At 54.2% G+C, this 19,618-nt stretch carries 22 protein-coding genes; 6 read left to right on the forward strand and 16 right to left on the reverse strand.

The genetic code is table 11. The features are described 5' to 3' along the window. Positions 1 to 26: 26 nt before the first annotated feature. The 9 genes from KTR06_RS20455 to KTR06_RS20495 form a co-directional block, all read right to left on the reverse strand. On the reverse strand, positions 27 to 440 hold the full coding sequence (locus tag KTR06_RS20455) for a DUF3876 domain-containing protein (RefSeq protein ID WP_004322027.1): 414 nt from the start codon (positions 438 to 440) through the stop codon (positions 27 to 29). Between the two features lie 125 nt (positions 441 to 565). Beyond that, positions 566 to 3,070 (reverse strand): TraG family conjugative transposon ATPase, encoded by a 2,505-nt coding sequence (locus KTR06_RS20460; RefSeq protein WP_004322029.1) that lies wholly within the window; start codon positions 3,068 to 3,070, stop codon positions 566 to 568. Beyond that, positions 3,067 to 3,402, reverse strand: a complete 336-nt coding sequence (locus KTR06_RS20465) for a DUF4133 domain-containing protein (RefSeq protein ID WP_004322031.1) — start codon at positions 3,400 to 3,402, stop codon at positions 3,067 to 3,069. The genes KTR06_RS20460 and KTR06_RS20465 overlap by 4 nt, the downstream gene beginning before the upstream one ends. A 41-nt stretch (positions 3,403 to 3,443) precedes the next feature. Then, positions 3,444 to 3,755: a DUF4134 domain-containing protein gene (locus tag KTR06_RS20470; protein ID WP_004322034.1), complete on the reverse strand. Its 312-nt coding sequence runs from the start codon at positions 3,753 to 3,755 to the stop codon at positions 3,444 to 3,446. Between the two features lie 175 nt (positions 3,756 to 3,930). Next, a complete protein-coding gene (locus KTR06_RS20475) occupies positions 3,931 to 4,644 on the reverse strand; it encodes a hypothetical protein (RefSeq protein WP_004322036.1) in 714 nt (237 codons plus the stop codon). Positions 4,645 to 4,646: 2 nt separating this feature from the next. Beyond that, on the reverse strand, positions 4,647 to 5,000 hold the full coding sequence (locus KTR06_RS20480) for a DUF3408 domain-containing protein (RefSeq protein WP_004322038.1): 354 nt from the start codon (positions 4,998 to 5,000) through the stop codon (positions 4,647 to 4,649). A 29-nt stretch (positions 5,001 to 5,029) separates the two neighbouring features. Then, complete coding sequence (locus KTR06_RS20485; RefSeq protein ID WP_004322040.1) at positions 5,030 to 5,440, reverse strand: DUF3408 domain-containing protein; 411 nt, start codon at positions 5,438 to 5,440, stop codon at positions 5,030 to 5,032. A gap of 4 nt (positions 5,441 to 5,444) precedes the next feature. Next, on the reverse strand, positions 5,445 to 6,206 hold the full coding sequence (locus KTR06_RS20490; protein WP_004322043.1) for a ParA family protein: 762 nt from the start codon (positions 6,204 to 6,206) through the stop codon (positions 5,445 to 5,447). A gap of 13 nt (positions 6,207 to 6,219) precedes the next feature. After that, complete coding sequence (locus KTR06_RS20495; protein WP_155143600.1) at positions 6,220 to 6,666, reverse strand: hypothetical protein; 447 nt, start codon at positions 6,664 to 6,666, stop codon at positions 6,220 to 6,222. Positions 6,667 to 6,685: 19 nt separating this feature from the next. Between KTR06_RS20495 and KTR06_RS20500 the strand changes: the two genes are divergently transcribed. The 5 genes from KTR06_RS20500 to mobC all read left to right on the forward strand — a co-directional run bounded on the left by KTR06_RS20500 (position 6,686) and on the right by mobC (position 11,700). After that, a complete protein-coding gene (locus KTR06_RS20500) occupies positions 6,686 to 6,910 on the forward strand; it encodes a hypothetical protein (RefSeq protein WP_229070399.1) in 225 nt (74 codons plus the stop codon). Positions 6,911 to 7,269: 359 nt separating this feature from the next. Further along, on the forward strand, positions 7,270 to 7,698 hold the full coding sequence (locus tag KTR06_RS20505; protein ID WP_032539464.1) for a hypothetical protein: 429 nt from the start codon (positions 7,270 to 7,272) through the stop codon (positions 7,696 to 7,698). Between the two features lie 147 nt (positions 7,699 to 7,845). Further along, positions 7,846 to 8,292: a conjugal transfer protein MobA gene (mobA, locus tag KTR06_RS20510; protein ID WP_004292808.1), complete on the forward strand. Its 447-nt coding sequence runs from the start codon at positions 7,846 to 7,848 to the stop codon at positions 8,290 to 8,292. Continuing rightward, on the forward strand, positions 8,271 to 9,518 hold the full coding sequence (gene mobB / locus KTR06_RS20515; protein WP_004292807.1) for a conjugal transfer protein MobB: 1,248 nt from the start codon (positions 8,271 to 8,273) through the stop codon (positions 9,516 to 9,518). Before mobA ends, mobB begins: the two co-directional genes overlap by 22 nt. A 172-nt stretch (positions 9,519 to 9,690) precedes the next feature. Then, positions 9,691 to 11,700, forward strand: a complete 2,010-nt coding sequence (gene mobC / locus KTR06_RS20520) for a conjugal transfer protein MobC (protein ID WP_004292806.1) — start codon at positions 9,691 to 9,693, stop codon at positions 11,698 to 11,700. Between the two features lie 100 nt (positions 11,701 to 11,800). Here mobC and KTR06_RS20525 read toward each other — a convergent pair whose 3' ends face one another. The 4 genes from KTR06_RS20525 to KTR06_RS24575 all read right to left on the reverse strand — a co-directional run bounded on the left by KTR06_RS20525 (position 11,801) and on the right by KTR06_RS24575 (position 14,958). Beyond that, a complete protein-coding gene (locus tag KTR06_RS20525; RefSeq protein ID WP_254306448.1) occupies positions 11,801 to 12,685 on the reverse strand; it encodes a GNAT family N-acetyltransferase in 885 nt (294 codons plus the stop codon). Continuing rightward, positions 12,639 to 12,911 carry a hypothetical protein gene (locus tag KTR06_RS24570; protein ID WP_008673579.1) on the reverse strand — a complete coding sequence of 91 codons (273 nt, stop codon included), beginning with the start codon at positions 12,909 to 12,911 and terminating at the stop codon, positions 12,639 to 12,641. Before KTR06_RS24570 ends, KTR06_RS20525 begins: the two co-directional genes overlap by 47 nt. Positions 12,912 to 12,956: 45 nt before the next feature. Then, on the reverse strand, positions 12,957 to 14,420 hold the full coding sequence (locus KTR06_RS20530; RefSeq protein ID WP_004292801.1) for an ATP-binding protein: 1,464 nt from the start codon (positions 14,418 to 14,420) through the stop codon (positions 12,957 to 12,959). 163 nt (positions 14,421 to 14,583) lie between these two features. Further along, positions 14,584 to 14,958, reverse strand: coding sequence for an RteC domain-containing protein (locus tag KTR06_RS24575; RefSeq protein ID WP_229070404.1), 375 nt, complete (start codon positions 14,956 to 14,958; stop codon positions 14,584 to 14,586). A gap of 30 nt (positions 14,959 to 14,988) precedes the next feature. Between KTR06_RS24575 and KTR06_RS24580 the strand changes: the two genes are divergently transcribed. After that, positions 14,989 to 15,150, forward strand: a complete 162-nt coding sequence (locus KTR06_RS24580) for a hypothetical protein (protein WP_229070398.1) — start codon at positions 14,989 to 14,991, stop codon at positions 15,148 to 15,150. A 142-nt stretch (positions 15,151 to 15,292) separates the two neighbouring features. On the opposite strand, the gene KTR06_RS20540 is transcribed toward KTR06_RS24580, so the two are convergent. The 3 genes from KTR06_RS20540 to KTR06_RS20550 are packed head-to-tail and all read right to left on the reverse strand — an operon-like array spanning position 15,293 to position 19,091. Then, entirely contained in the window at positions 15,293 to 15,460 is a 168-nt protein-coding gene (locus tag KTR06_RS20540; protein WP_008673580.1) for a hypothetical protein, read from the reverse strand. A 26-nt stretch (positions 15,461 to 15,486) separates the two neighbouring features. After that, positions 15,487 to 16,788 carry a sigma-54 dependent transcriptional regulator gene (locus KTR06_RS20545; RefSeq protein ID WP_004292796.1) on the reverse strand — a complete coding sequence of 434 codons (1,302 nt, stop codon included), beginning with the start codon at positions 16,786 to 16,788 and terminating at the stop codon, positions 15,487 to 15,489. Then, positions 16,776 to 19,091: a hybrid sensor histidine kinase/response regulator gene (locus tag KTR06_RS20550; RefSeq protein WP_004292791.1), complete on the reverse strand. Its 2,316-nt coding sequence runs from the start codon at positions 19,089 to 19,091 to the stop codon at positions 16,776 to 16,778. Before KTR06_RS20550 ends, KTR06_RS20545 begins: the two co-directional genes overlap by 13 nt. Positions 19,092 to 19,618: the final 527 nt, after the last annotated feature.

Raw genomic sequence — 19,618 nt, forward strand, 5'->3', positions numbered from 1 at the left:
TTCACATTGGATTTAGTGGTACATTCTTATTGTTCTTTCTTCTTTTCGCCATTGGCTGTTTCATCCGTGTTCACCCGGATATAGTCGCCGTTAGGCGAAAAGGACAGGATGTCCGTTTCCTCGTTGTATGCCACGTCGATGCGGAAGCCCGTGTTCAGGTAGAGGTTACCGTCCGCCTCCCTTTGCAGCAGGTAGGTCTCCGGCTTCAGTTTCCGGTGGACGCCCGCCCTGCGGAACAGCGTCACCTTGTAAAGTGCGCCCTCCTTGTACACCAATATGTCGGGCTTGCCCTCCACGCTCTGCCAGTTGCCGCAAATCTTCTCGCGGATGTCTTCGTTTTCTTTCATTACCGTCTCGCAGGCTTGCAGCATCAGCGACGCCAAGCCTATCAGACCGCCGCAAAGCAGCAGCCGTTGTGTCTTTGTCAGTTCAATGTTCATAATCTTCAATTCTTGTTTTTTTGTTGATAAAATGTGTCTTGACCTCATACGCCGTTTGATACACCCTTATATGCCGTATAAGGTGGCCTCAAACGCCGTCTGTGGTCGGGTGATGTTTCCATCGGTTACTTTTCTTCGTCCATACGTTTCTCCGCAATCTGCCGTATGGCGGCTTCCATGTCGCTGCCCAGCTTCCCCGCCAGTTCGCGGACTTCCATCTTCTCCGTTTCCTCCGTTGTATAGGCAAGGTATTCGTGTATGGACACCTCCGTGGCGTACACCGCCGACTGTGTGCCGCCTAAGCCTATCCACACCTCCTTGTATCGTCTGGACGAATCGTTGGACTGGTTGATGGAAAGTATCTGCGACTTCTCCTTTTCCGTCAGCCCCAGCAATCCCTGTATCTGGTCGAAGCGGTTCATGAACTTCCGCTGGTCGAGCAGTATCTTGCAGTCCGAGTTGTTGATGATGGACTCCTTGACGATGGGCGAGCTGATGATGTCGTCCACCTCCTGCGTCACCACTATTGCCTCGCCGAAATACTTTCTGACCGTCTTATAAAGATACTTTACATAGGAAGCCATATTCGCCGAAGCAATCGCCTTCCAAGCCTCTTCAATTATTATCATCTTTCTGATACCTTGCAGACGGCGCATCTTGTTGATGAACAACTCCATAATGATGATTGTCGTAACCGGGAACAAGATGGCGTGCTCTTTTATCTGGTCGATTTCAAAGACGATGAACCGCTTGTGTAGCAAGTCCAGTTCCTTGTCCGAATTAAGCAGGTAATTATATTCACCGCCCTTGTAGTACGGCTCCAGCACATTCAGGAAACTGGCAATGTCAAAGTCCTTTTCACGCACTTTCTTATCTTCCAATACCTTGCGATAATCCGTGTCTATAAACTCGTAGAACGTGTTGAAGCATGGGACAATGCTGTTGTCTTCCTTAATACGTCCTATGTACTGCGACACGGCATTGGAAAGTGCAACCTCCTCCGCACGGGTAGCAGGCTCATTGTCCTTCTTCCACAGCGTCAGCAACAAAGTCTTGATACTTTCCCTCTTTTCGATGTCATACACCTTGTCCTCCGTGTAGAACGGATTAAAGGAAATCGGGTTGTCCTCCGTATAGGTATAATAAACCCCGTCCTTTCCCTTGGTCTTGCGGTGTATCATCTCGCACAGCCCTTGGTAGGAGTTGCCCGTATCGACCAGCACCACATGGGAGCCTTGCTCATAGTATTGTCTGACCAGATGGTTCATGAAGAACGATTTGCCGCTGCCCGAAGGACCCAATACGAACTTGTTGCGGTTGGTCGTCACGCCGCGCTTCATCGGCAGGTCGGAGATGTCGATGTGCAGGGGCTTGCCGCTGATGCGGTCCGCCATGCGGATGCCGAAGGCGGACGGAGAGTCCTTGTAGTTGGTCTCGCCCGCGAAGAGGCACACCGCCTGCTCTATGAACGTGTGGAACGACTCTTCCGCCGGGAAGTCCGCCGCGTTGCCGGGGATGCCCGCCCAGAACAGCGTCGGGCAGTCCGTCGTGTTGTGGCGCGGCACACAGCCCATGCTTGCCATCTGGCTGCCCACGTCGTTCTTGATGCGTTTCAGCTCCTCCGCGTCGTCGCTCCACGCCATCACGTTGAAGTGGGCGCGGACGGACTTCAGCCCCTGCGAGTGCGCTTCGTTCAGGTATTCTTCAATCCACTCGCGGTTGATGGCGTTCTGGCGGCTGTACCGGGAGAGCGACTGCATGTTCCTCGCCGTTTTCTCGAAGCGGCGCAGTTCCTCGTCGCTGTTGCCGATGAAGACATACTGGTTGTAGATGTGGTTGCAGGGCAGCAGCAGTCCCAGCGGCGCGGCGAAGGACAGGCGGCAGTCCGAGCGGTCGGTGGACAGCCTTTCGTAACGGCAGTCCGTGGCCACCGCTGCGGGCAGGTCCTCCGTGTCCGACAGGGTGTGCAGGCACAGGCGGTTGTCGCCGACGCGCATTTCCCTTGCCGTCATCTCGATGTCCTCCAGACAGTCCGCGTTGCCCAGCGACAGGGCGAAGTACCTGCCTATGATGCCCGTCTCCTTGTCCGTGCCTGTAAGCTCGTCATCGGAGAGGCGGCGCAATTTGATATGCCCCGAATCGTTCAGGATACGCGCGAACTGCTCCACCGCCTCGATGAACTTCACCGCCGTCTCCTTGTCCTGTATTTCTTTCGGTACGATATGCCCCCGGCACAGCGTATTCCAGTTGCTCTGCTGCCTCATGCGCTCCTTCGTAGTCTTCGTCAGGAACAGGTAGCACTTGTGGTGCAGGAACGGGCGCTCGTTGAAGTGCATCTCGTAGCTGCGGGCGAGGAAGCCCATGCCCTCCTTGCCGAGGTCGGGGCGGTACCGTTCCTTCACGTACCAGTCTTGCTTGTGCAGCACCGAATGGTCGGGCAGTACCTTGATTGCCTTGCACCACGTGGCGTGGATGCCCTCGTATTCCTCCGCCGTGACGGTATAGACCTCCGGAAGCTCCACCTCGAAGGCGGCGGTGATGTCCGCGTCTTTCGAGACGATGCACCCGTGTTCCACCGAAAGCAGGGGGAAGCGGCTTTCCAGCGTGGTGGCTTTCATGATGTTTCTCATACGTTTCTTCCTTTCTTCTTTTTTCGTCTTAACAGATTGGACACCCGTCTGCGGTGGAGCACATGGCGTGGGCGCATCCGTGCCGCGCCCAACTTCATCAGCCCGTGTTCGCCGTACTTCGCGTTCAGCCGGAACGTGAGCCACACGAGCGACGAGGCGGATACCGCGCCGAAGCCGATGCAGAGCCACTGGCCCGCGCCTGCCATGTAGAGGATGATGAAGAGGATGAAGGCGGCGAGCAGCCCGCCCGCGAACAGGAACAGGTACTGCGCCTTCAGGCCCTTGAACTCCACCGGACGGCCGATGCCCTTGTTGATGGGGTACTCAGCCATTGTCCTTATACCTTATTATATATGTATAGGATACCCGTTTGTTAGAGGAAGAACGAGCGCAGGATGGTCGCGCTTACAATCAGGAAGATACACGCGCCGAACCAGCTTGCGGCGGTCTTCGAGGTGTCGGGGTCGCCGGCGCTGAATTTGCCGTACACCTTGATGCCTCCGATAAGCCCGACGACCGCGCCGATGGCGTAGATGAGTTTCGTCGCCGGGTCAAAGTAGGAAGTGACCATGCTGGTGGCTTCGGTGATGCCCGCCATGCCGTTGCCTTGCGCGAAAACTTGGATGTTGGCAGCCAGCAGGAGGGCCGCGAGGATGATTTGCTTTTTCTTCAATGTCTTTGTCATAATCTTTTCTGTTTTGTGCCTCCGGGTTGGATGTTCCCATTGGCGGTTGATACTTGTTTTAATTCTTGCGGCTTTGGATGAAGCCGGCTTTTGGGATTTAGTGGTCTCGGTGGCAAGCCGATGGTTTAGCCGTAGTCGATTTTCTTTTTTCGCATTGCTGTTACGTTTTTACTTGTTATACATAGTCGCGGATGTTGAAGTCCTCGAAGTTGTCCGGAACTGCGGGCGCTTTCTTGGGCATAATCACCGGTGTAGTGTTTGCCTGCGCCGCCGACACGGAGTCCAGATAGTAGTCCATCAGCTCGTCCAGTTTCCTGCGGGTCGCTTCCGAACTCTTTTCTATCATCGCGAACAGTTCGTTGCCCTTCATGTCGCAGAACACCATTCCGGCGTGACGGCGTTCCTCTTTCGTGGCTTTCGGTTTCTTCACCGTCCGCATGGCAAGGTCGATGTCCTCGAAGGTCATGCCTCCCGCTTCATGAGGCTCGCCGTCATCATCTCCGTCTTCGTCATATTCCGCCCCGATGTCGGAAACACGCTTGTCGGCAAACACCTCGTCCAGTTCCTCGTCGGGCACTTGGCGCGACGGCCTGGCTCCCGAAAGCCGGCTATTGGGGGAGGCAGTTTCATCGTCAAAGGCCACGTCCTTCTCGTCCACCTCCTCGCCGGGGGCTTGCACGGTGGCATTGGACATCGGTGCAGCAGCCTGCGGTTTTCGTTCAGGCATCCGGAACAGGCTTTTCCCCATGATGTCGCCGGACCTTTCCGGTGCGCCCACATCCTTTTCCTTGTCCTCCTTGGGTACGTTTTCTTCCCGGCGTTCCCAAGTCAGGTAGATGACCATCCATAGGTTGAAGGCCATCATCAGCACGATGAGCAGCTCGGCCATCGTCAGAGCGGTTGCGAGGTTTCACGGCGTAACAGGGCATTGATGTCGTCCCCATAGGTTTGCAAGTGCTCTTCCAGCACATTCTCGATGTACCCGCCAATGGTGCTGCCGTTCCCGCCCAGTGTCCGCACAATGCGGGACAGCTTCCCGTGCATCTCACGGCTGAGGTAAATGCACTGGCGGTGCGCTCCTTGTCTGGGCGTCAGATAGCGGAGGAACACCGCCGCTTTTTCTAATTGGGTGTCGTCCACAATGTGGATGACTACGTCCGCCTTTTCCAGATTGTTCACTTGGGGAGTGTCCGCCTTCGGGTTGCCATTCCCCTTCTTTTTCATTCTCGAATTGAAAAATCCCATCTTGTTTTCGTTTTTTAGGGTGAATAAAATCAATAAATGTCCTCGTAATTTTTCTTGTAAAGTCGGCGGATCACTTCCTCGTATTCGCGGAAGTGCTGCTCCAGCACACGGTCCACATAGACCGACAACGTAAGCCCGTTCTTCCCGATGACCTGCACGATACGCTGTATCCGCTCGTGGTAGCTTTTGCGGATGTAGGCGGTCTTGCCCGAACACACGGGGATTCTCGGTGCATGGAGGAAGCGTTCCAGGTATTCCTCTTCCTTTTCCGTGGCATCCTTGCCCACCTTTGCTTTCGGTTTTTCCGCCAGCCTGGCCTCCTTTGCGGAAGTGTTGCCATCTGTTCCGAGGCTCCCCGGGGAGGCGGGCGCGGGCATTTCCGGACGGAACGAATCCAGGAACTTGCCGGGGTCAATATCGACATCGAGTTTCTTGGCCATCGGTTCAACGCTTTACGATGCCGAGTATTTCTTCCGCGAGGGCATCGATGCCGCTCCCTTTCGCCAATGCCTTGTCCGGCGGCAGCAGCGTGGAGCGGAAAAACGGGCGGTCGCCTTCCTCAGAGCCTTCCTTGCGGAAACGCTTGCTGTCGGGCAGACTGGTGTCCAGCACTTCAAGCCCCATCCCGGCTATCACCTTGTCATAGATGTCGTACAGGTCGGTCTTCTCGCGCTTGTCCACCATGTTCCACAAGAGGCGGATGCCCTTGATGTTCGACTTGCCGGTAGTGATCAGCGTGTCGTTGATGACGCCCGCGTACTTCAGCGAGCTTTCCATGATGAAACGGTCTGCGGCTATCGGGCAGAAGATGTAGTCCATCGTCGCTACTGTCCGGATCAGGTCGAGGTTGTTCACCGTACCCGTCAGGTCGAAGAAGATGAAGTCGGGCGGTGTCGCCGACTCGACAAATGGCCTGACCGTTTCAATCGCGTTGCCGGGACGGCTCCCCACAATCGGGTAGGCGCGTTTGCCGATGCGCTTGAACTGCTCGTATGCCAGCTTGCGCAGGTACGGGTTGCGCTCGATACTTTTCAAGTCGCGTTCGCGCATGTCCTTGATGCTGAACTGGGGATAGTCGCAGTCCACGACCGCCACGTCATATCCCTTCACGTAATACAGGTAACTCGCCATCAGTACGGTGAGTGTCGTTTTGCCTGCTCCTCCCTTCTGGGTGGAGAAGGCGATGAACAAAGGTTCTTTTTTCATGCTTTCTTCTTTTTTATTTGTTAGACATCCGTTTCTTGGTCCGGTCGGCAGCCATCCGCCCGGTAAGCGAGCAGGCAGTCCGGCATCCCTCCCGGTATGCCTGTTCCCATCCATGCCTGTGTGCCGGCAGGCAAGCATAAGGGCAGGCATACCGACCATTCCGCCTGCAAAGGAAAATGACTTTCGCCAAGGTTGTGTCTCTTTGCTGTTGCGTGGCAGCATTTGGCGTTGTCGTGGCAGCTTGTGGCGTTCTTTGGCCACCCTTTCCACCGCTTTTCCTGGCGTTTGGCCCATTGAAACGGCATCCGCCCTTTGCCTTTCCACCAAGCCTTTGCCTGTATGCCTGTGTGCCGGCAGGCACAAGGGCTGGCGGACTGGCAGGCAGGTTGGCAAGGATGTCAGCCCGGAAGCAGGCAGGCGTGCCGACCGTTTCGCCTGCAAAGGAAAGGGGCTTTCTCAAAGGTTGTATCCTTTTGCCGTTGCGTGGCAGCATTTGGCGTTGTCGTGGCAGCTTGTGGCGTTCTTTACCCGGCCTTATCGCCACTCATCTTGCGTTTGGCTTGTGGCCGTTATTTGGCATTTTCACCATTCCGATGCCTGTATGCCAGCGTGCCGGCAGGCAGGCACAAGGGCAAGCAGACTGGCAGGCAGGTGAACTGGCAGGCGGGCAAGAATGCCTGCCACCTGGCAAGGAAGAATGCTAGCTTGTAGGTTCGCAGGCATATTGGCCACAAATAGGTAGAACTTTTTCTATTGTGGCCAATGTGGACTCATGAACATCTTAATTCATTCCTACCAATCGCTTTCCAATAGTTTTCTTGCTTGGCTGATTTTCGCTCTTTGGCATTTCAGCACTCCAATGCCTGTATGCCGGCAGGCAGGCACAAGGGCAAGCAGACTGGCAGGCAGGTGAGCAGGCTGGCGGGCAAGAATGCTTGCGGATTCGCAAACATATTGACTACAAACATGAAGAACTCTTTTTCACTTGTGCTAAATGTAGTCTCGTGGACATCTTAGCACATTCCTCCATCGCTTTCCAACAGTTTCTTTGTTTGGCTGGTTTATGCTCTTTGGCATTTCCCCGCTCCAATGCCTGTATGCCAGCGTGCCGGCAGGCAGGCACAAGGGCAAGCAGACTGACAGGCAGGCAGGTGAACTGGCAGGCGGGCAAGAATGCCTTCCGGTTCGCAAATCTGAAAACGGACAGGCAGGCAACTATGTTTTTTTCACTTGCGTGGCAGCATTTGGCGCTGTCGTGGCAGCTTGTGGCGTTTTTGAGCCGTATTTCAGACTTGGAAAACACCCTACCTTTGCACCCAAGCGGCAGGGCAAAGCCGAAAGCGCGCACCGCAGACCCCGGCTCCGTCCTTCTTTTGGGCAGCAGAAAGGTATCGGGCGACCGATGCCTTATAAATGGGTAATGGCAGGTCTATCCCCAATCCGTTTACCACGGATTTTTGTGTCCTCAAAGACACAGCAAGGTGTCCTTTGAGTAACTCAAAGGGTTTCGGGTTACTCCCGAAACGACCTTGCCCCTCACGGGGAGGGCTTCCTCTCCGAAGTCGGGAAGCCTGTTTCCACCTGCGGTGCGGTTGCCGAAGCTACGCTTATGCCGTGACACCACTAAATCCATTGTAATATGAACGAGAACAAGAAAAAGAACGGGACTGACAGTCCCAAGTGGGGGCGGCATCCACGGGAAAGCCGCAAGTCGCACTGCGTGATGGTGCGTTTCGACGACGGGGAATGGCTCAGGTTCCTCGCTATGCACGGCAAGTCCGGCGTGGAGGCGAGGGCGGTGTTCCTGAAGGCGCACTTCTTCGGACAGCCGTTCCGGGTACTGGTCACGGACAAGACGCTGCTCGACTACTGCACGAAGCTGTCCGCTTTCCATGCGCAGTACCGCATGGTGGGGAACAACTATAACCAGACGGTCAAGGAGCTGCGCTGCCATTTCTCGGAGAAAAAGGCGATGGCATTGCTCTACAAGCTGGAGCAATGCACGAAGGAACTGGCCGCAATCACGCGGCAGGTCGTTGAACTTTCAAGGGAGTTTCAGGAAAGATGGTCGCAAAAATCACGGTAGGCACGTCGCTGTACGGGGCGTTGGCTTACAACGGCATGAAAGTGAACGAGGGCGAGGGGAAGCTGCTCGCCGGGAACAAGGTCTTCGACGATGGCAGCGGACGGGTGGACATCGCCCGTGCCGAACAGGATTTCAAACGGTACATGCCGGAGAACGTCCGCACACGGAACAAGGTCATCCATATCTCCCTTAATCCGCATCCCGACGACCGCCTGACGGACATGGAGATGGAAAGTCTCGCGCGGGAGTATCTGGAGAAGCTGGGCTACGGCGACCAGCCTTATCTAATTTTCAAACATGAGGACATCAACCGCCACCACCTGCATATCGTCTCCGTCAATGTGGACGAGAATGGCAGGCGGTTGAACAAGGATTTCATCCATCGCCGCAGCAAGCGCATCACCACGGAGCTGGAACGCAAGTACGGTCTGCACCCCGCCGACCGCAGGCAGCACCGTAACGACAATTCCTTGCGCAAGGTGGATGCCTCGCAGGGAGACGTGAAGCGTCAGGTGTCGAACACCGTCAAGGCGGTGATGGCTACCTACAAGTTCCGGACAATGGGCGAATACCGCGCCTTGCTCTCCCTCTACAACGTCACTGTGGAGGAAGCCCGTGGCATGGTGAACGGACGCGAGTATCACGGACTGGTCTATTCCGCCACCGATGATGGCGGGAACAAGGTCGGCAATCCCTTCAAGGCATCCTGCATCGGGAAGTCCGTCGGCTATGAAGCCGTGCTGCGCAGGTTTGAGTATCCCAATGCCCAAATCCGCGACAAGCGTCTGGCGGACATGACGCGCAAGACCGTCGCTGCCGTATTGGACAGGACGTACCGCAAGGATGAATTTGTCGCCCTGCTCAAAGCGAAGGGCGTGGATGTGGTGTTCCGCCACACGGACGGGGGGCGCATCTACGGGGCGACCTTCATCGACCACCGCACGGGCTGTGTGCTGAACGGCTCCCGGCTGGGCAGGGAATTTTCCGCCAACGCCTTGCAGGAGCACTTCACTTTGCCGTATGCGGACACGCCGCCGATGCCGTTCACCCTTACACGGGACGAACCGCAGGCGGAAGCCCATACCTATGTGGAACACGGCGAGAGCCATTCCACGGGCTTGGGCTTGCTTGGCGGCGACGCATCGGGCGCACAGGCGGAAGAAGCCGCCTTCGAGCGCGAACTCAAACGCAAGCGGAAGAAACGCCGGAAGGGTTTGGGATTATAAATTATCCGTCCGCAGGGCATCCAAGCAAAGGTCAGACCTTTGGCTATCTAAGGTCAGACCTTTGGTAGCCTCACCTCGGACTTGAGATAGGCTCAGGTCGGACTTGAGGTATGCTTATGTCCGGGGAAAGCCTTGCGGACATATTGTTCAACTTAAAAACAGAAACAGATTTATGTCACAACAGGAAGACGATTTGAGGGCGTTGGCGAAAATCATGGACTTTCTCCGCGCCGTGAGCATTATTCTGGTGGTCGTCCACCTCTATTGGTACGGGTATGAAGCCGTAAGGCTGTGGGGCATCGACATCGGTGTCGTGGACCGGGTGCTGGTCAATTTCGACCGCACCGCCGGACTGTTCCACCATATCCTTTACACAAAACTTTTTGCGCTGTTGCTATTGGCTCTCTCTTGCTTGGGTACAAAGGGCGTGAAGGAGGAAAAAATCACGTGGGGCAGGATTTGGACGGTGCTTGCCGCAGGGCTGGCCCTGTTCTTCCTGAACTGGTGGATGCTCTCCCTGCCGCTGCCCGTGGAAGCCAACGTAGCCTTCTATGCCGCTTCGATGGCGGCGGGCTATGTCTGCCTCCTGATGTCCGGCACGTGGATGAGCCGCCTCTTGCGCACCAACCTCATGGATGACGTGTTCAACGTGGAAAACGAGAGCTTCATGCAGGAGACGCGCCTCATGGAGAACGAGTATTCGGTGAACCTGCCTACGCGCTTCTATTACAGGAAGAAGTGGAACGACGGGTACATCAACGTGGTAAACCCGTTCCGCGCTTCCATCGTATTGGGCACTCCGGGCAGCGGAAAGTCGTATGCCGTGGTAAACAGCTTTATCAAGCAGATGATTGAAAAATCTTACTCGATGTACATCTATGACTTCAAGTTCAGCGACCTTTCCACCATCGCTTACAACCACCTGATGAACCACGGCGACGGCTACAAGGTCAAGCCGAAGTTCTACGTCATTAACTTCGACGACCCGCGCCGGAGCCACCGCTGCAATCCCATTCACCCGGATTTCATGGAGGACATCACCGATGCCTACGAAAGTGCCTATACCATTTTATTAAATTTGAACAAAACTTGGGTGCAAAAGCAAGGCGACTTCTTCGTGGAGAGTCCGATTATACTTTTTGCCAGTATTATCTGGTTTTTACGGATTTATCAGGATGGAAAGTATTGCACCTTCCCACACGCCATTGAGTTGCTGAACAGACGTTATGAGGATGTTTTCCCTATTCTCACCAGCTATCCGGAGTTGGAAAACTATCTTTCGCCCTTTATGGACGCTTGGCAGGGAGGTGCAGCCGAGCAGTTGATGGGGCAAATCGCATCAGCGAAGATACCGCTCTCGCGCATGATTTCCCCACAGCTTTATTGGGTCATGTCAGACAGTGAGTTTACGTTGGATATTAACAACCCGGATGAGCCTAAGATTCTCTGCGTCGGCAATAATCCCGACCGTCAGAACATCTACGGCGCGGCGTTGGGTCTGTACAATTCCCGAATTGTCAAGCTCATTAACAAGAAGGGCAAGCTGAAGTCGGCGGTAATCATCGACGAGCTGCCTACGATTTACTTCAAGGGATTGGATAATCTTATCGCCACTGCCCGAAGCAACAAGGTGGCGGTCTGCCTCGGCTTTCAGGACTTTTCGCAGTTGAAACGCGATTATGGGGACAAAGAAGCGGCGGTCGTGATGAACACGGTGGGAAACATCTTTTCGGGTCAAGTCGTTGGTGAGACCGCCAAAACGCTTTCCGAGCGTTTCGGCAAAATCTTGCAGAAGCGGCAGAGCGTCACCATCAACCGGGAGGACAAGTCCACCTCCATCAACACGCAGATGGAGAGCCTGATACCCGCGAGCAAGATTTCCACGCTGACGCAGGGCATGTTCGTGGGCGCGGTGGCCGACAACTTCAACGAGCGCATCGAGCAGAAAATCTTTCATTGCGAGATTGTGGTGGACGTGGAGAAGGTGAAGCGCGAGGAACAGGCTTACAAGCCCATCCCCGTCATCACGGACTTCACCGATGCCGACGGCAACGACCGCATGAAGGAAATGATACAGGAGAACTACAACCGCATCAAGGCGGAAGTGCGGCAGATTGTCGCCGACGAGTTGCAGCGCATCCAGTCCGACCCGGAACTGCAACACCTCTTGCAGGGCAAGTAAAAACGCCATAGGCGAAAAAAGGAAAATCCTTAACTTGGCTGGATGTTCAGACCGGGTTAAGGATTGTCCTTTTCTCGTTGATTGACAATTGAAATGAAAATTACTGCATTGGTTTCTCCGTTTTATACAGCAGATGGGGCATTTCTTTTCCATTGTATATAATGGTATGGCTGCCGCAAGGTTTCATGGCAATGGCTTCCGCCACACGGATGGAGGACGTGTTTTCGGGACGGATGCTGCAATAGACCTCTTGCAAGCCCAGTTTCTCGAAAGCGTACCGCAGGCATCTTCGGGCGGCTTCCGTGGCATAGCCGTTGTGCCAATACGCATTGTCCAGGATGTAGCCGAGTTCCACCGCTTCATTCCCGTTTATCACGCTTTTCATCAGCCCGGCCTGTCCGATAAGTTTGCCCCCGTCTTTCAACACAAGGGCGAAATACCCGTAGCCGTCCTTGCGGTAACGGGAGAACTGGCGGTTCACCCATTGGCGCACCTCCTTCTTGTCAAAGCCGTGTTCCCATGCGTACATGACTTCCGACTTGCCCATGAGGGCGAGCAACGCGCCCGTGTCCTTGCGGGTGATTTTGCGGATGACGAGCCGTTCCGTTTCCATGATCGTGAGCGACTCGGCGTAGGTCTTTATCTCCAAGCCGTCGTCTTTCCACTCCTTGACCATCTTCCGGACGGTATCATCCACCAGCCTGCGGTAGGCGTCATCGGGAACGGCTTTCAAGTAAAACGTGTCATTGGTTTCCTTCAACACCCAATCGGCTATGTCCTGCAAGTCCTTCCCTTCGGGGATATAGTCCTTGTGTATCATGTACTCGTTGATGTTGTCCTCCAGTAGTTCCTCCATGGCGGTACGGGTGTCTTCCTCCAATTCCGAAAACGGGGTTTCCGCTACCTGAAAAATGTCGTTGTTCCATTCATCCGCTTCTTCATCGTCCTCTTCCGGCACAAAAACGCCCCGTTTCATGTCCAGCATCTCCTGCGCGAATTTTCCCGACTCCCTGTCCTTGTACTTCTTGGCATATTTTTCCAGCAGTTCCCAGTCCTGCCGCCTCATGGGGAAGCGGAACGCGGCGCGTTCCACCTCGTTGCAGCGCATCATGTCCGCCTGTTCGTCCTTTGGAAGCGACTGGCATTCCTTGCAGATGTGCAGCGCGTGTCCTCTGCCCGAGAAGCTCTCGTTGGACTTGTGGCAGCCGCATACCTTGCAGTAGTGTCCGCCGTGTTTCCTTTTCTTCTTCACCATGTTACTCACCCCTTTCCAGCAAAGCCTTTCCTTGTTCGGTGAGCCTGTATTTCTGCTTGGGATGTTTCGGCTGGTCAGGATAGAGCGGTTCCACCAATCCGGCTTCCATAGACGGGTTAAGGTAATTGCCCAAGAAATTCTCCCTGTCCTTCAGTTCCATCATTCCCATCATTTCTTTCAGCGAGCAAGTGTGTTCCCCTATCAGTTCAATGAGCCGGACGATGCTTGTCGGGTACTTGTCGGGTGCTTGTCGGGTACTTGTCGGATGCTTGTCGGATGCTTGTCCAGCCGTTTCCATCTCATAGCGGAATACCACCCATACGGAACTCCCGTCCGTGTGGAATTCCGGGTCGGGTATGCCGGCACGGCGGCACTCGTCTATCATCAGGCTGATGCCGCGACCCCAGCTTTCCAGCAACTCGCTTTTGTAAAGCACGTTGGCTATGATGAGGTTGGGCGGCTCTGAACTGTGTCCGCCAAGCAGTTTTTCAAGGGTCATGTCGGGAGGGAACGCGCCGCTGCTCTCTATTTCCACGCGGTCGTCATAAATGGCGATGCCCACCGAACCGCCCGGACGGTGGTAGGCTCTGTGACAAAAGGCGTTGATGCAACATTCCCTCAATGCCTTGTAAGGTATGCTCAGCTTTTCTTCACGGTACAGCCCCTCTATTTTACCCGACAAGGACAGGTGCTTGAAAAAAAACGACATGGCAGCGTCCAATAGCGCGTAGATGTTCCCTTGCTGTCTTTGGTTGTCTATGAATTCCTCTTTGCTTGTGCCTCTGAACCTTGCCATTCGCAACAGGCATTGGGGATAGTCGTACAGATTGCGCCCGAACAGTACGGCGGCGGCATTGTTCAGCTTCCCGTCATGCAACAGGTCGAATTTTTCAAGGATGGCGGGTATTTCTTCGCGAATGGTGGTTTCCGGCAGGCGTCCGCAGTTGATTCCGGCGCGTACCGCACCGATGATGACATTCTCGTCGAGGTCGCTGATTTGCAGGTCGGGGTTGGGGATTGCCTCCCAACTGTATTTGCCGCCCCTTTGCATCAGCAGGTGGTTGTACTTGTCCTGCGGCATGACAGACGTCACGCTTTCTATCCGCTGGTAAGCCCTGCCTTTATATGTGAACGGACGCATATAGCGTTGTTCCTCAGCATATAAGGCAATGACCTGTTTGTCCGTGTCGGGAATGTTTGCGTATGAGACCGTTATCGTGGCAAACGGCTCGAATAGGCGGATGGCTTCCGCAATTTCCCGTTTCGTCTTGTCGCTCACTTCCTGACCGGTGATTTTCCCGTTGTCAGCCACGCCGAACAGTACCGTACCGCCCTCGCCGTTGAGGAAGGCGCACAGTGTCTCCATGCCGCGCTCCAACTGCCCGGTGATCAGCTTGTATTCTGTCCGTCCCCCTTCATCGCCGGAGGCCAGTTTGCGTATGTCGTCTATATTGGTTATATTCATGCGTAATCGTTTGGAGGGCAAAAATAATCATTTGACCGACAGATACGAAATTTTGGAGCATTTTCTTGCAAATTGTCATTGCTAGAACAGGAAAAAGAAACCGGGAGCAAGGGGCTTCTACCCATACACCTTGTTCCCGGTCATGAATCAGACAGAAAAACTTTCATCTCTTGCGTGCCCGTTCCCGCTCATCGTCTTTCACGATTCGCTCGTTCAGCTTTTCGGAAGCCCGGTCGAAGAAATAGGTACGGCTGTCATTTTTCCGACGACGGATATCCACATAGGCGTTGTAGCACTGACTGGGCTTCAACTCCATGCCGAAGAATCGGGAGAAATGGACCATCAGTTCCTGGATACCGGTTTCTCCGCCGTTGATACATTTCAGGGTGTCGAGCCCGTACAATAATTCCACTAGGTCGGATATGCTGCCTGTCCAACATATCGGAGGGGCATCAGAAGGAGGGGCGCCGGTTTTCTCGCCGGTAAACATGTGGGAGGGCGGCAACGGATGGTATTCCCGGGCAAGGAACCGTAGCATCTTGCGCACAAAGGCAAGGGCCTTGTGTACATGCAGATTCAGTTCGCTCTCATGGCTCCTGCCTTGCAGGGCCTCATGGTATTGCAGCTCCGTTTCCGCATAGCTCAGGGCGTGTACCGGATGTCCGCTTTCGGGCGGGATGAGACAGAGTTGGATGACCCTTTGTGTAAACTCATCGTAGGCCGTGCGTAACCCGGTGCGGCTGTCGGGATTGCTTATCAGACGGAAAAACTCGGTTTCCGTCAAGGTGAGATGTTCCATTTGTTCCTAATTTTTTGTTTTTACTCGGATGAAATGTGCGCACATACATCCATAGGAGCAAATGATAGTCCAATTACAATGTTATGGTGATGAACTTGTATGCAATTTCTTGCAAATCAAGCTCTTGGCAGACGAAAATTTGTTTTAAGGAAGAATAGGCAGCCTCCTTCCCGTGTCCGACTTCCGGACAGGTGTCCGTTTTTCGTACACAGTACCGCCCTTTCTTTCCGCTTTTTTCCATTCCGTTTCGTCCTTTCCCCTGCCATGTCACCTCTTCGTCTGAATCCCATACAGGTCCATTTTCTCGTACAGCGTGCTCCGGCTTATGCCCAGCAGTCTGGCGGCCTCTTTCCGATTATGCCCGGCCTTTTCCAAAGCCTGGCATATCCGCTTCTTTTCCATGCATTCCCCTTTCAAGGCAATGTCAGGATCGGAAGGCTTTCCGGACTCATCCAAGTTCAATTCTTCCGCCGTCACCAATTCCCCTTGGGCAAAAAGCACGGCGGATTGGACCGCCTGTTTCAGTTCCCGTACGTTTCCCGGCCAGTCATGGGCCAGCAACCGTTTCTTCGCCTCCGCATCGAAACCTTTTACCTGTCTGCCATGCTCTTGGTTGTAAAGTTCCCGGAAGAATTCAGCAAGCGGCAGGATGTCTTCCGGGCATTCCCTGAGCGGGGGTACTTTCACGGTGTACTCACTCAATCGGAAATACAGGTCCCGGCGGAAACGCCTTTCCGATATGGCTTCTTCCAGATTCTCGTTCGTTGCGGTGATGATGCGCACGTTGGCTTTCCTGTCTTTTGTGCCGCCGACAGGACGGTAACGCCTGTCCTGTATGGCGCAGAGCAGCATCTGCTGTACGCCGAGGGGAAGGTTGCCTATCTCATCCAGGAACAACGTTCCTCCCTCGGCTTCCGACCAATAGCCTTCCTTGCGCCCGACCGCCCCGGTAAAAGCCCCTTTTTCATGCCCAAACAAGGCGGAAGCGGCCAGACTTTCGGATAACAGCCCGCAGTCCACTGTCACGAACGGTTTGTCCGCACGGTCGCTTTGGGCATGTATCTTTTCAGCGATATGTTTCTTTCCTGTACCGTTCTCACCCCGAACCATCACGCAGATGTCGGCTTTGGCTAGGACGTGGAGACGTCCGAATACTTTCTGGTAGGCTTCGCTCTCCCTTATGAACAGGGGTTCCTCATGGAATGACTGCCTTTTCTGCAAGTCTTGGAGCATGGCGGGAAGCTGGCTGGTCAGCAGTTTCTTGGGGATATAGTCTTCCGCTCCGGATTTCATGGAACGCACGGCGGTAGGCACTTCCGCATAATCCGTCATGATGACGTAGGGATTGTGCTTCCCCTCGCGGCGCAGTTCTTCAAGCAACAGGATGCCGTCACCGTCAGGCAACCGGAGGTCGGCAAGCACGATGTCGTCATCTTCCAGCATTGAAAACAGTTTCCGGGCACCGGTGCAATCGGAGGTACTGACTGTCCGGTATCCGTTTTCTTCCAAAAAATTGCAGACATACCTGCTGTACACAAGGTTGTCTTCCACTACGATTATCTTTCCCATTTCTTCATCTCCTTTCTGGCGGCTTCTATGATGGTTTCTCCTTGTTCCAACACGGCACGGGCTGCATAGGCGACTTCTTCGTCCGAGTACGGTTCCTTGTGGATGGCTTCGTGCAACTTCTGCAAGGGGCGTTCCGTCCGTATCACCATCCATGAGCTCCTCAAATGGTGTACCCAGCTGTTCAAGGCTGTCAAGTCTTTCCTTTCGGATGCCTTCCGGACTTCCTCTATCTCTTTCTCCGTTTCGGCAATCAGCTGCTCCAATGTTTTCCGCTTGTCGCCGAAAGCCAACAGGGCGGAGAAGTCCGGCTGCCGGTTCCCTCTTTCACGGATGCAGTGCCGTGTCGCCTCCATCAGTTCGTCTATGGAAAACGGCTTGGGAAGCAATCCGGAAAATCCGGCTTCTTTCAGTTCCTCCTCCGATACATAGCCGGCCGCAGTAGCTGCCACGATGGGAAGTTCACGGGAATTGCCGATGTCGGACATGCGCAGCAGTTCCAGAATCTCGTAGCCGTTCGCTTCCGGCATTCTCAAGTCTGTTATCAACAGGTCATAATCCTTGCTCCGTATCCTGTCGGTCAGCTCGGCCAACGTAAGGCAGTTGTCGCATGAAACGCCACATTGAAGGTACATCTCGCGCATCAGGCGGAGCGTCACCGGGTCGTTGTCTATGGCCAGCACGGAACATCCGGCCAGTGAAGGACGGACATCCATTGACTTCTCTTCTTCCGGTACTTCTTCGGCTTTCGGCAGCGGCAGGACAACGGTGAAGCGGCTTCCTATGCCAGGTTTGCTCTGTACGGAAGCAGAACCCTGCATCAGCTGTACGAGATTGGTCACAATGGCAAGGCCCAGCCCGAAGCCGTCCTGAGTCACAGCATTGCCCAGACGTTCGAAGGGGGCGAAAATCTGTTCCTGCTTTTCTTCCGGGATGCCCGTCCCGGTATCCTGCACGTACAGGATGAAGTTGCCGTCCTTATAGTCCGTGCAGAGTGTAATGCGACCGCTGCGGGTAAACTTGACCGCATTGGAGAGCAGGTTGCTTCCGATGCGCAATATGCGCTCCTTATCGCCTCCCAGCACTTCTGTCGTCTGGTTGTCAGTCACGAATTCGATTCCTTTGGCTTCAGCCAAAGGGGCGAACTCCGTTTCCAACACAGTTGCTATTGACTCGGAGCGGAATGGACGGATATGCAGCTTTTCTTTATGGATCTCCAGCCTGAAAAATTCCAGCAGCTCGGTGGTCATGGAAGCCATGCGGCTGGCAGATTCACGCACGGTTAATATGTGGCGTACCCGGTCTTCCAGGGCTTCATCCCGGAGCAGGAGTTCTGCATTGCCGCTTATCGCCGTCAGGGCCGTGCGCATTTCATGGCTGACAGTCTGCATCAGGTTGTGACGGAATTGCAGCAATTGCCGGTTCTTCTCATTGCTCGCCTGCAATTCGCCGATAAGTTCTTCGCGTTTCTTTTTTTCGCCATGATTGCGGCGGATTTCCCGGTGGATGGCGATGTGGAACAGGATTAAAAGGAGGATGGCGGTGGACAAGGTAGAGGTGAGCAGGAGCGTGGAACGGCTTTGCGCTTCCATTATCTTATGCTCACGCTGAAAGAAGGCTTCCTGCACTTGCCTGTCCAGATTCTTGATGAGGTGGTTCAGCCGGGCGTTCAATGCCAGATTGCGGGCGTACAGGCTGTCGGCACTGGTTTCCATATCCTCCGTCCCTTCCTGCTGCATGGCAATCAGGCTGTCACTGAATGCGTGCAGTTCTCCGGCGGAAGGCAAAACCCGGACGGTTTTCTTGGCGCCCAACGCTCCCAGTATATTGTCCCTTCTTTTCCTCACGGTGCGTATGCGGGTGGCACGTTCCGCCACTTTGGGCAGATGGTGGACAAGCAGACTGTCAGCAGCATCCTGTATCCCGATGGCTTCCACGACACGGAACAAGTGCATTTCCTTGTCGGCAAGCAGGTGCCGGAGCGTGTCTATCTGTTCGGGACGTACATGCTGCCTGCACCGGGGCTTCAAGGCCAGCAGCAGGCTGTCTGTGGACAGCCGTTTCTGGCGATAGTTTGCCGTATCTGCATTTTCTTGGCTGATCAGGCTCTCGCCCAGCAGGGAAAGCTCGGTGATGTGAAGGTGTGCGGCATGGATGTCATTCCGTACCGATTGCAGGTCATGCACTTCGAAATCTATCTCCCGCATCCGGCTACGCTCACGAAAGAGGATAACCACCATTCCGACTATGGCGGCCAGCAACAGGAAGTTCCCGGCATATATCTTTTGTGTCAAGGATACTTTCATTGCTAGTCATATTATCCGTAGTGCATTCTCTCATCAGAATGTGCTACCTCGTTTATGGGCAAAAATAGAAATTATCAACCACAATCCATGCGACCGGTTCAGAGTTTATGAATAATTATTTTTTTAGAACGATTCAAAACAAATTGAGCCGCACCATGACGGGTGTTTGATTGTAAAATAGTCATTGGGATTATGCAAGCGTAACGCAGGCATCCGAACGAACGGATATTACAACATCCGGCAAGAGTGCAGACAATGCAAAATGCACAGAGAGTCTGATAGACAATGCAACTACTTGCATACAGGTACAACAAAACAATGGCGACTACAACATTTGGGTTCATAGTTGCAGTCGCCATTTCACATGCAAAGGTTGTACCTGTGGTTCCCGAAAACTTACGATTTCTTTCCTGCTTCGGATACAGCTACAAAAATAGCCGTCCTGATTCCGGGCGGCTATTATAACTACTTGCAGGTAATTGCAGACAGTGCTTTTTAATATATCTGTCTACAAGGTGAGAAACAAC

The organism is Bacteroides sp. MSK.20.12 (assembly GCF_019052435.1).
In the GTDB taxonomy this organism is placed as follows: domain Bacteria; phylum Bacteroidota; class Bacteroidia; order Bacteroidales; family Bacteroidaceae; genus Bacteroides; species Bacteroides xylanisolvens.

What these genes read in the sequence shown, in the direction of transcription:
- KTR06_RS20480 (WP_004322038.1), bottom strand. Translation starts at nt 5,000, where the DNA reads ATGGGATTTTTCAATTCGAGAATGAAAAAGAAGGGGAATGGCAACCCG.
- KTR06_RS24570 (WP_008673579.1), bottom strand. Translation starts at nt 12,911, where the DNA reads ATGCGGCTGCCACAAGTCCAACGAGAGCTTCTCGGGCAGAGGACACGC.
- KTR06_RS24580 (WP_229070398.1), top strand. Translation starts at nt 14,989, where the DNA reads ATGCAGATTCAGTTCGCTCTCATGGCTCCTGCCTTGCAGGGCCTCATG.
- KTR06_RS20530 (WP_004292801.1), bottom strand. Translation starts at nt 14,420, where the DNA reads ATGAATATAACCAATATAGACGACATACGCAAACTGGCCTCCGGCGAT.
- KTR06_RS20525 (WP_254306448.1), bottom strand. Translation starts at nt 12,685, where the DNA reads ATGCTGGACATGAAACGGGGCGTTTTTGTGCCGGAAGAGGACGATGAA.
- KTR06_RS20545 (WP_004292796.1), bottom strand. Translation starts at nt 16,788, where the DNA reads ATGGGAAAGATAATCGTAGTGGAAGACAACCTTGTGTACAGCAGGTAT.
- KTR06_RS20485 (WP_004322040.1), bottom strand. Translation starts at nt 5,440, where the DNA reads ATGGCCAAGAAACTCGATGTCGATATTGACCCCGGCAAGTTCCTGGAT.
- KTR06_RS24575 (WP_229070404.1), bottom strand. Translation starts at nt 14,958, where the DNA reads ATGCTACGGTTCCTTGCCCGGGAATACCATCCGTTGCCGCCCTCCCAC.
- KTR06_RS20540 (WP_008673580.1), bottom strand. Translation starts at nt 15,460, where the DNA reads ATGGAAAAAAGCGGAAAGAAAGGGCGGTACTGTGTACGAAAAACGGAC.
- mobB (WP_004292807.1), top strand. Translation starts at nt 8,271, where the DNA reads ATGGTCGCAAAAATCACGGTAGGCACGTCGCTGTACGGGGCGTTGGCT.
- KTR06_RS20505 (WP_032539464.1), top strand. Translation starts at nt 7,270, where the DNA reads ATGCTCTTTGGCATTTCCCCGCTCCAATGCCTGTATGCCAGCGTGCCG.
- KTR06_RS20465 (WP_004322031.1), bottom strand. Translation starts at nt 3,402, where the DNA reads ATGGCTGAGTACCCCATCAACAAGGGCATCGGCCGTCCGGTGGAGTTC.
- KTR06_RS20455 (WP_004322027.1), bottom strand. Translation starts at nt 440, where the DNA reads ATGAACATTGAACTGACAAAGACACAACGGCTGCTGCTTTGCGGCGGT.
- KTR06_RS20490 (WP_004322043.1), bottom strand. Translation starts at nt 6,206, where the DNA reads ATGAAAAAAGAACCTTTGTTCATCGCCTTCTCCACCCAGAAGGGAGGA.
- KTR06_RS20470 (WP_004322034.1), bottom strand. Translation starts at nt 3,755, where the DNA reads ATGACAAAGACATTGAAGAAAAAGCAAATCATCCTCGCGGCCCTCCTG.
- KTR06_RS20550 (WP_004292791.1), bottom strand. Translation starts at nt 19,091, where the DNA reads ATGAAAGTATCCTTGACACAAAAGATATATGCCGGGAACTTCCTGTTG.
- KTR06_RS20475 (WP_004322036.1), bottom strand. Translation starts at nt 4,644, where the DNA reads ATGGCCGAGCTGCTCATCGTGCTGATGATGGCCTTCAACCTATGGATG.
- mobA (WP_004292808.1), top strand. Translation starts at nt 7,846, where the DNA reads ATGAACGAGAACAAGAAAAAGAACGGGACTGACAGTCCCAAGTGGGGG.
- KTR06_RS20460 (WP_004322029.1), bottom strand. Translation starts at nt 3,070, where the DNA reads ATGAGAAACATCATGAAAGCCACCACGCTGGAAAGCCGCTTCCCCCTG.
- mobC (WP_004292806.1), top strand. Translation starts at nt 9,691, where the DNA reads ATGTCACAACAGGAAGACGATTTGAGGGCGTTGGCGAAAATCATGGAC.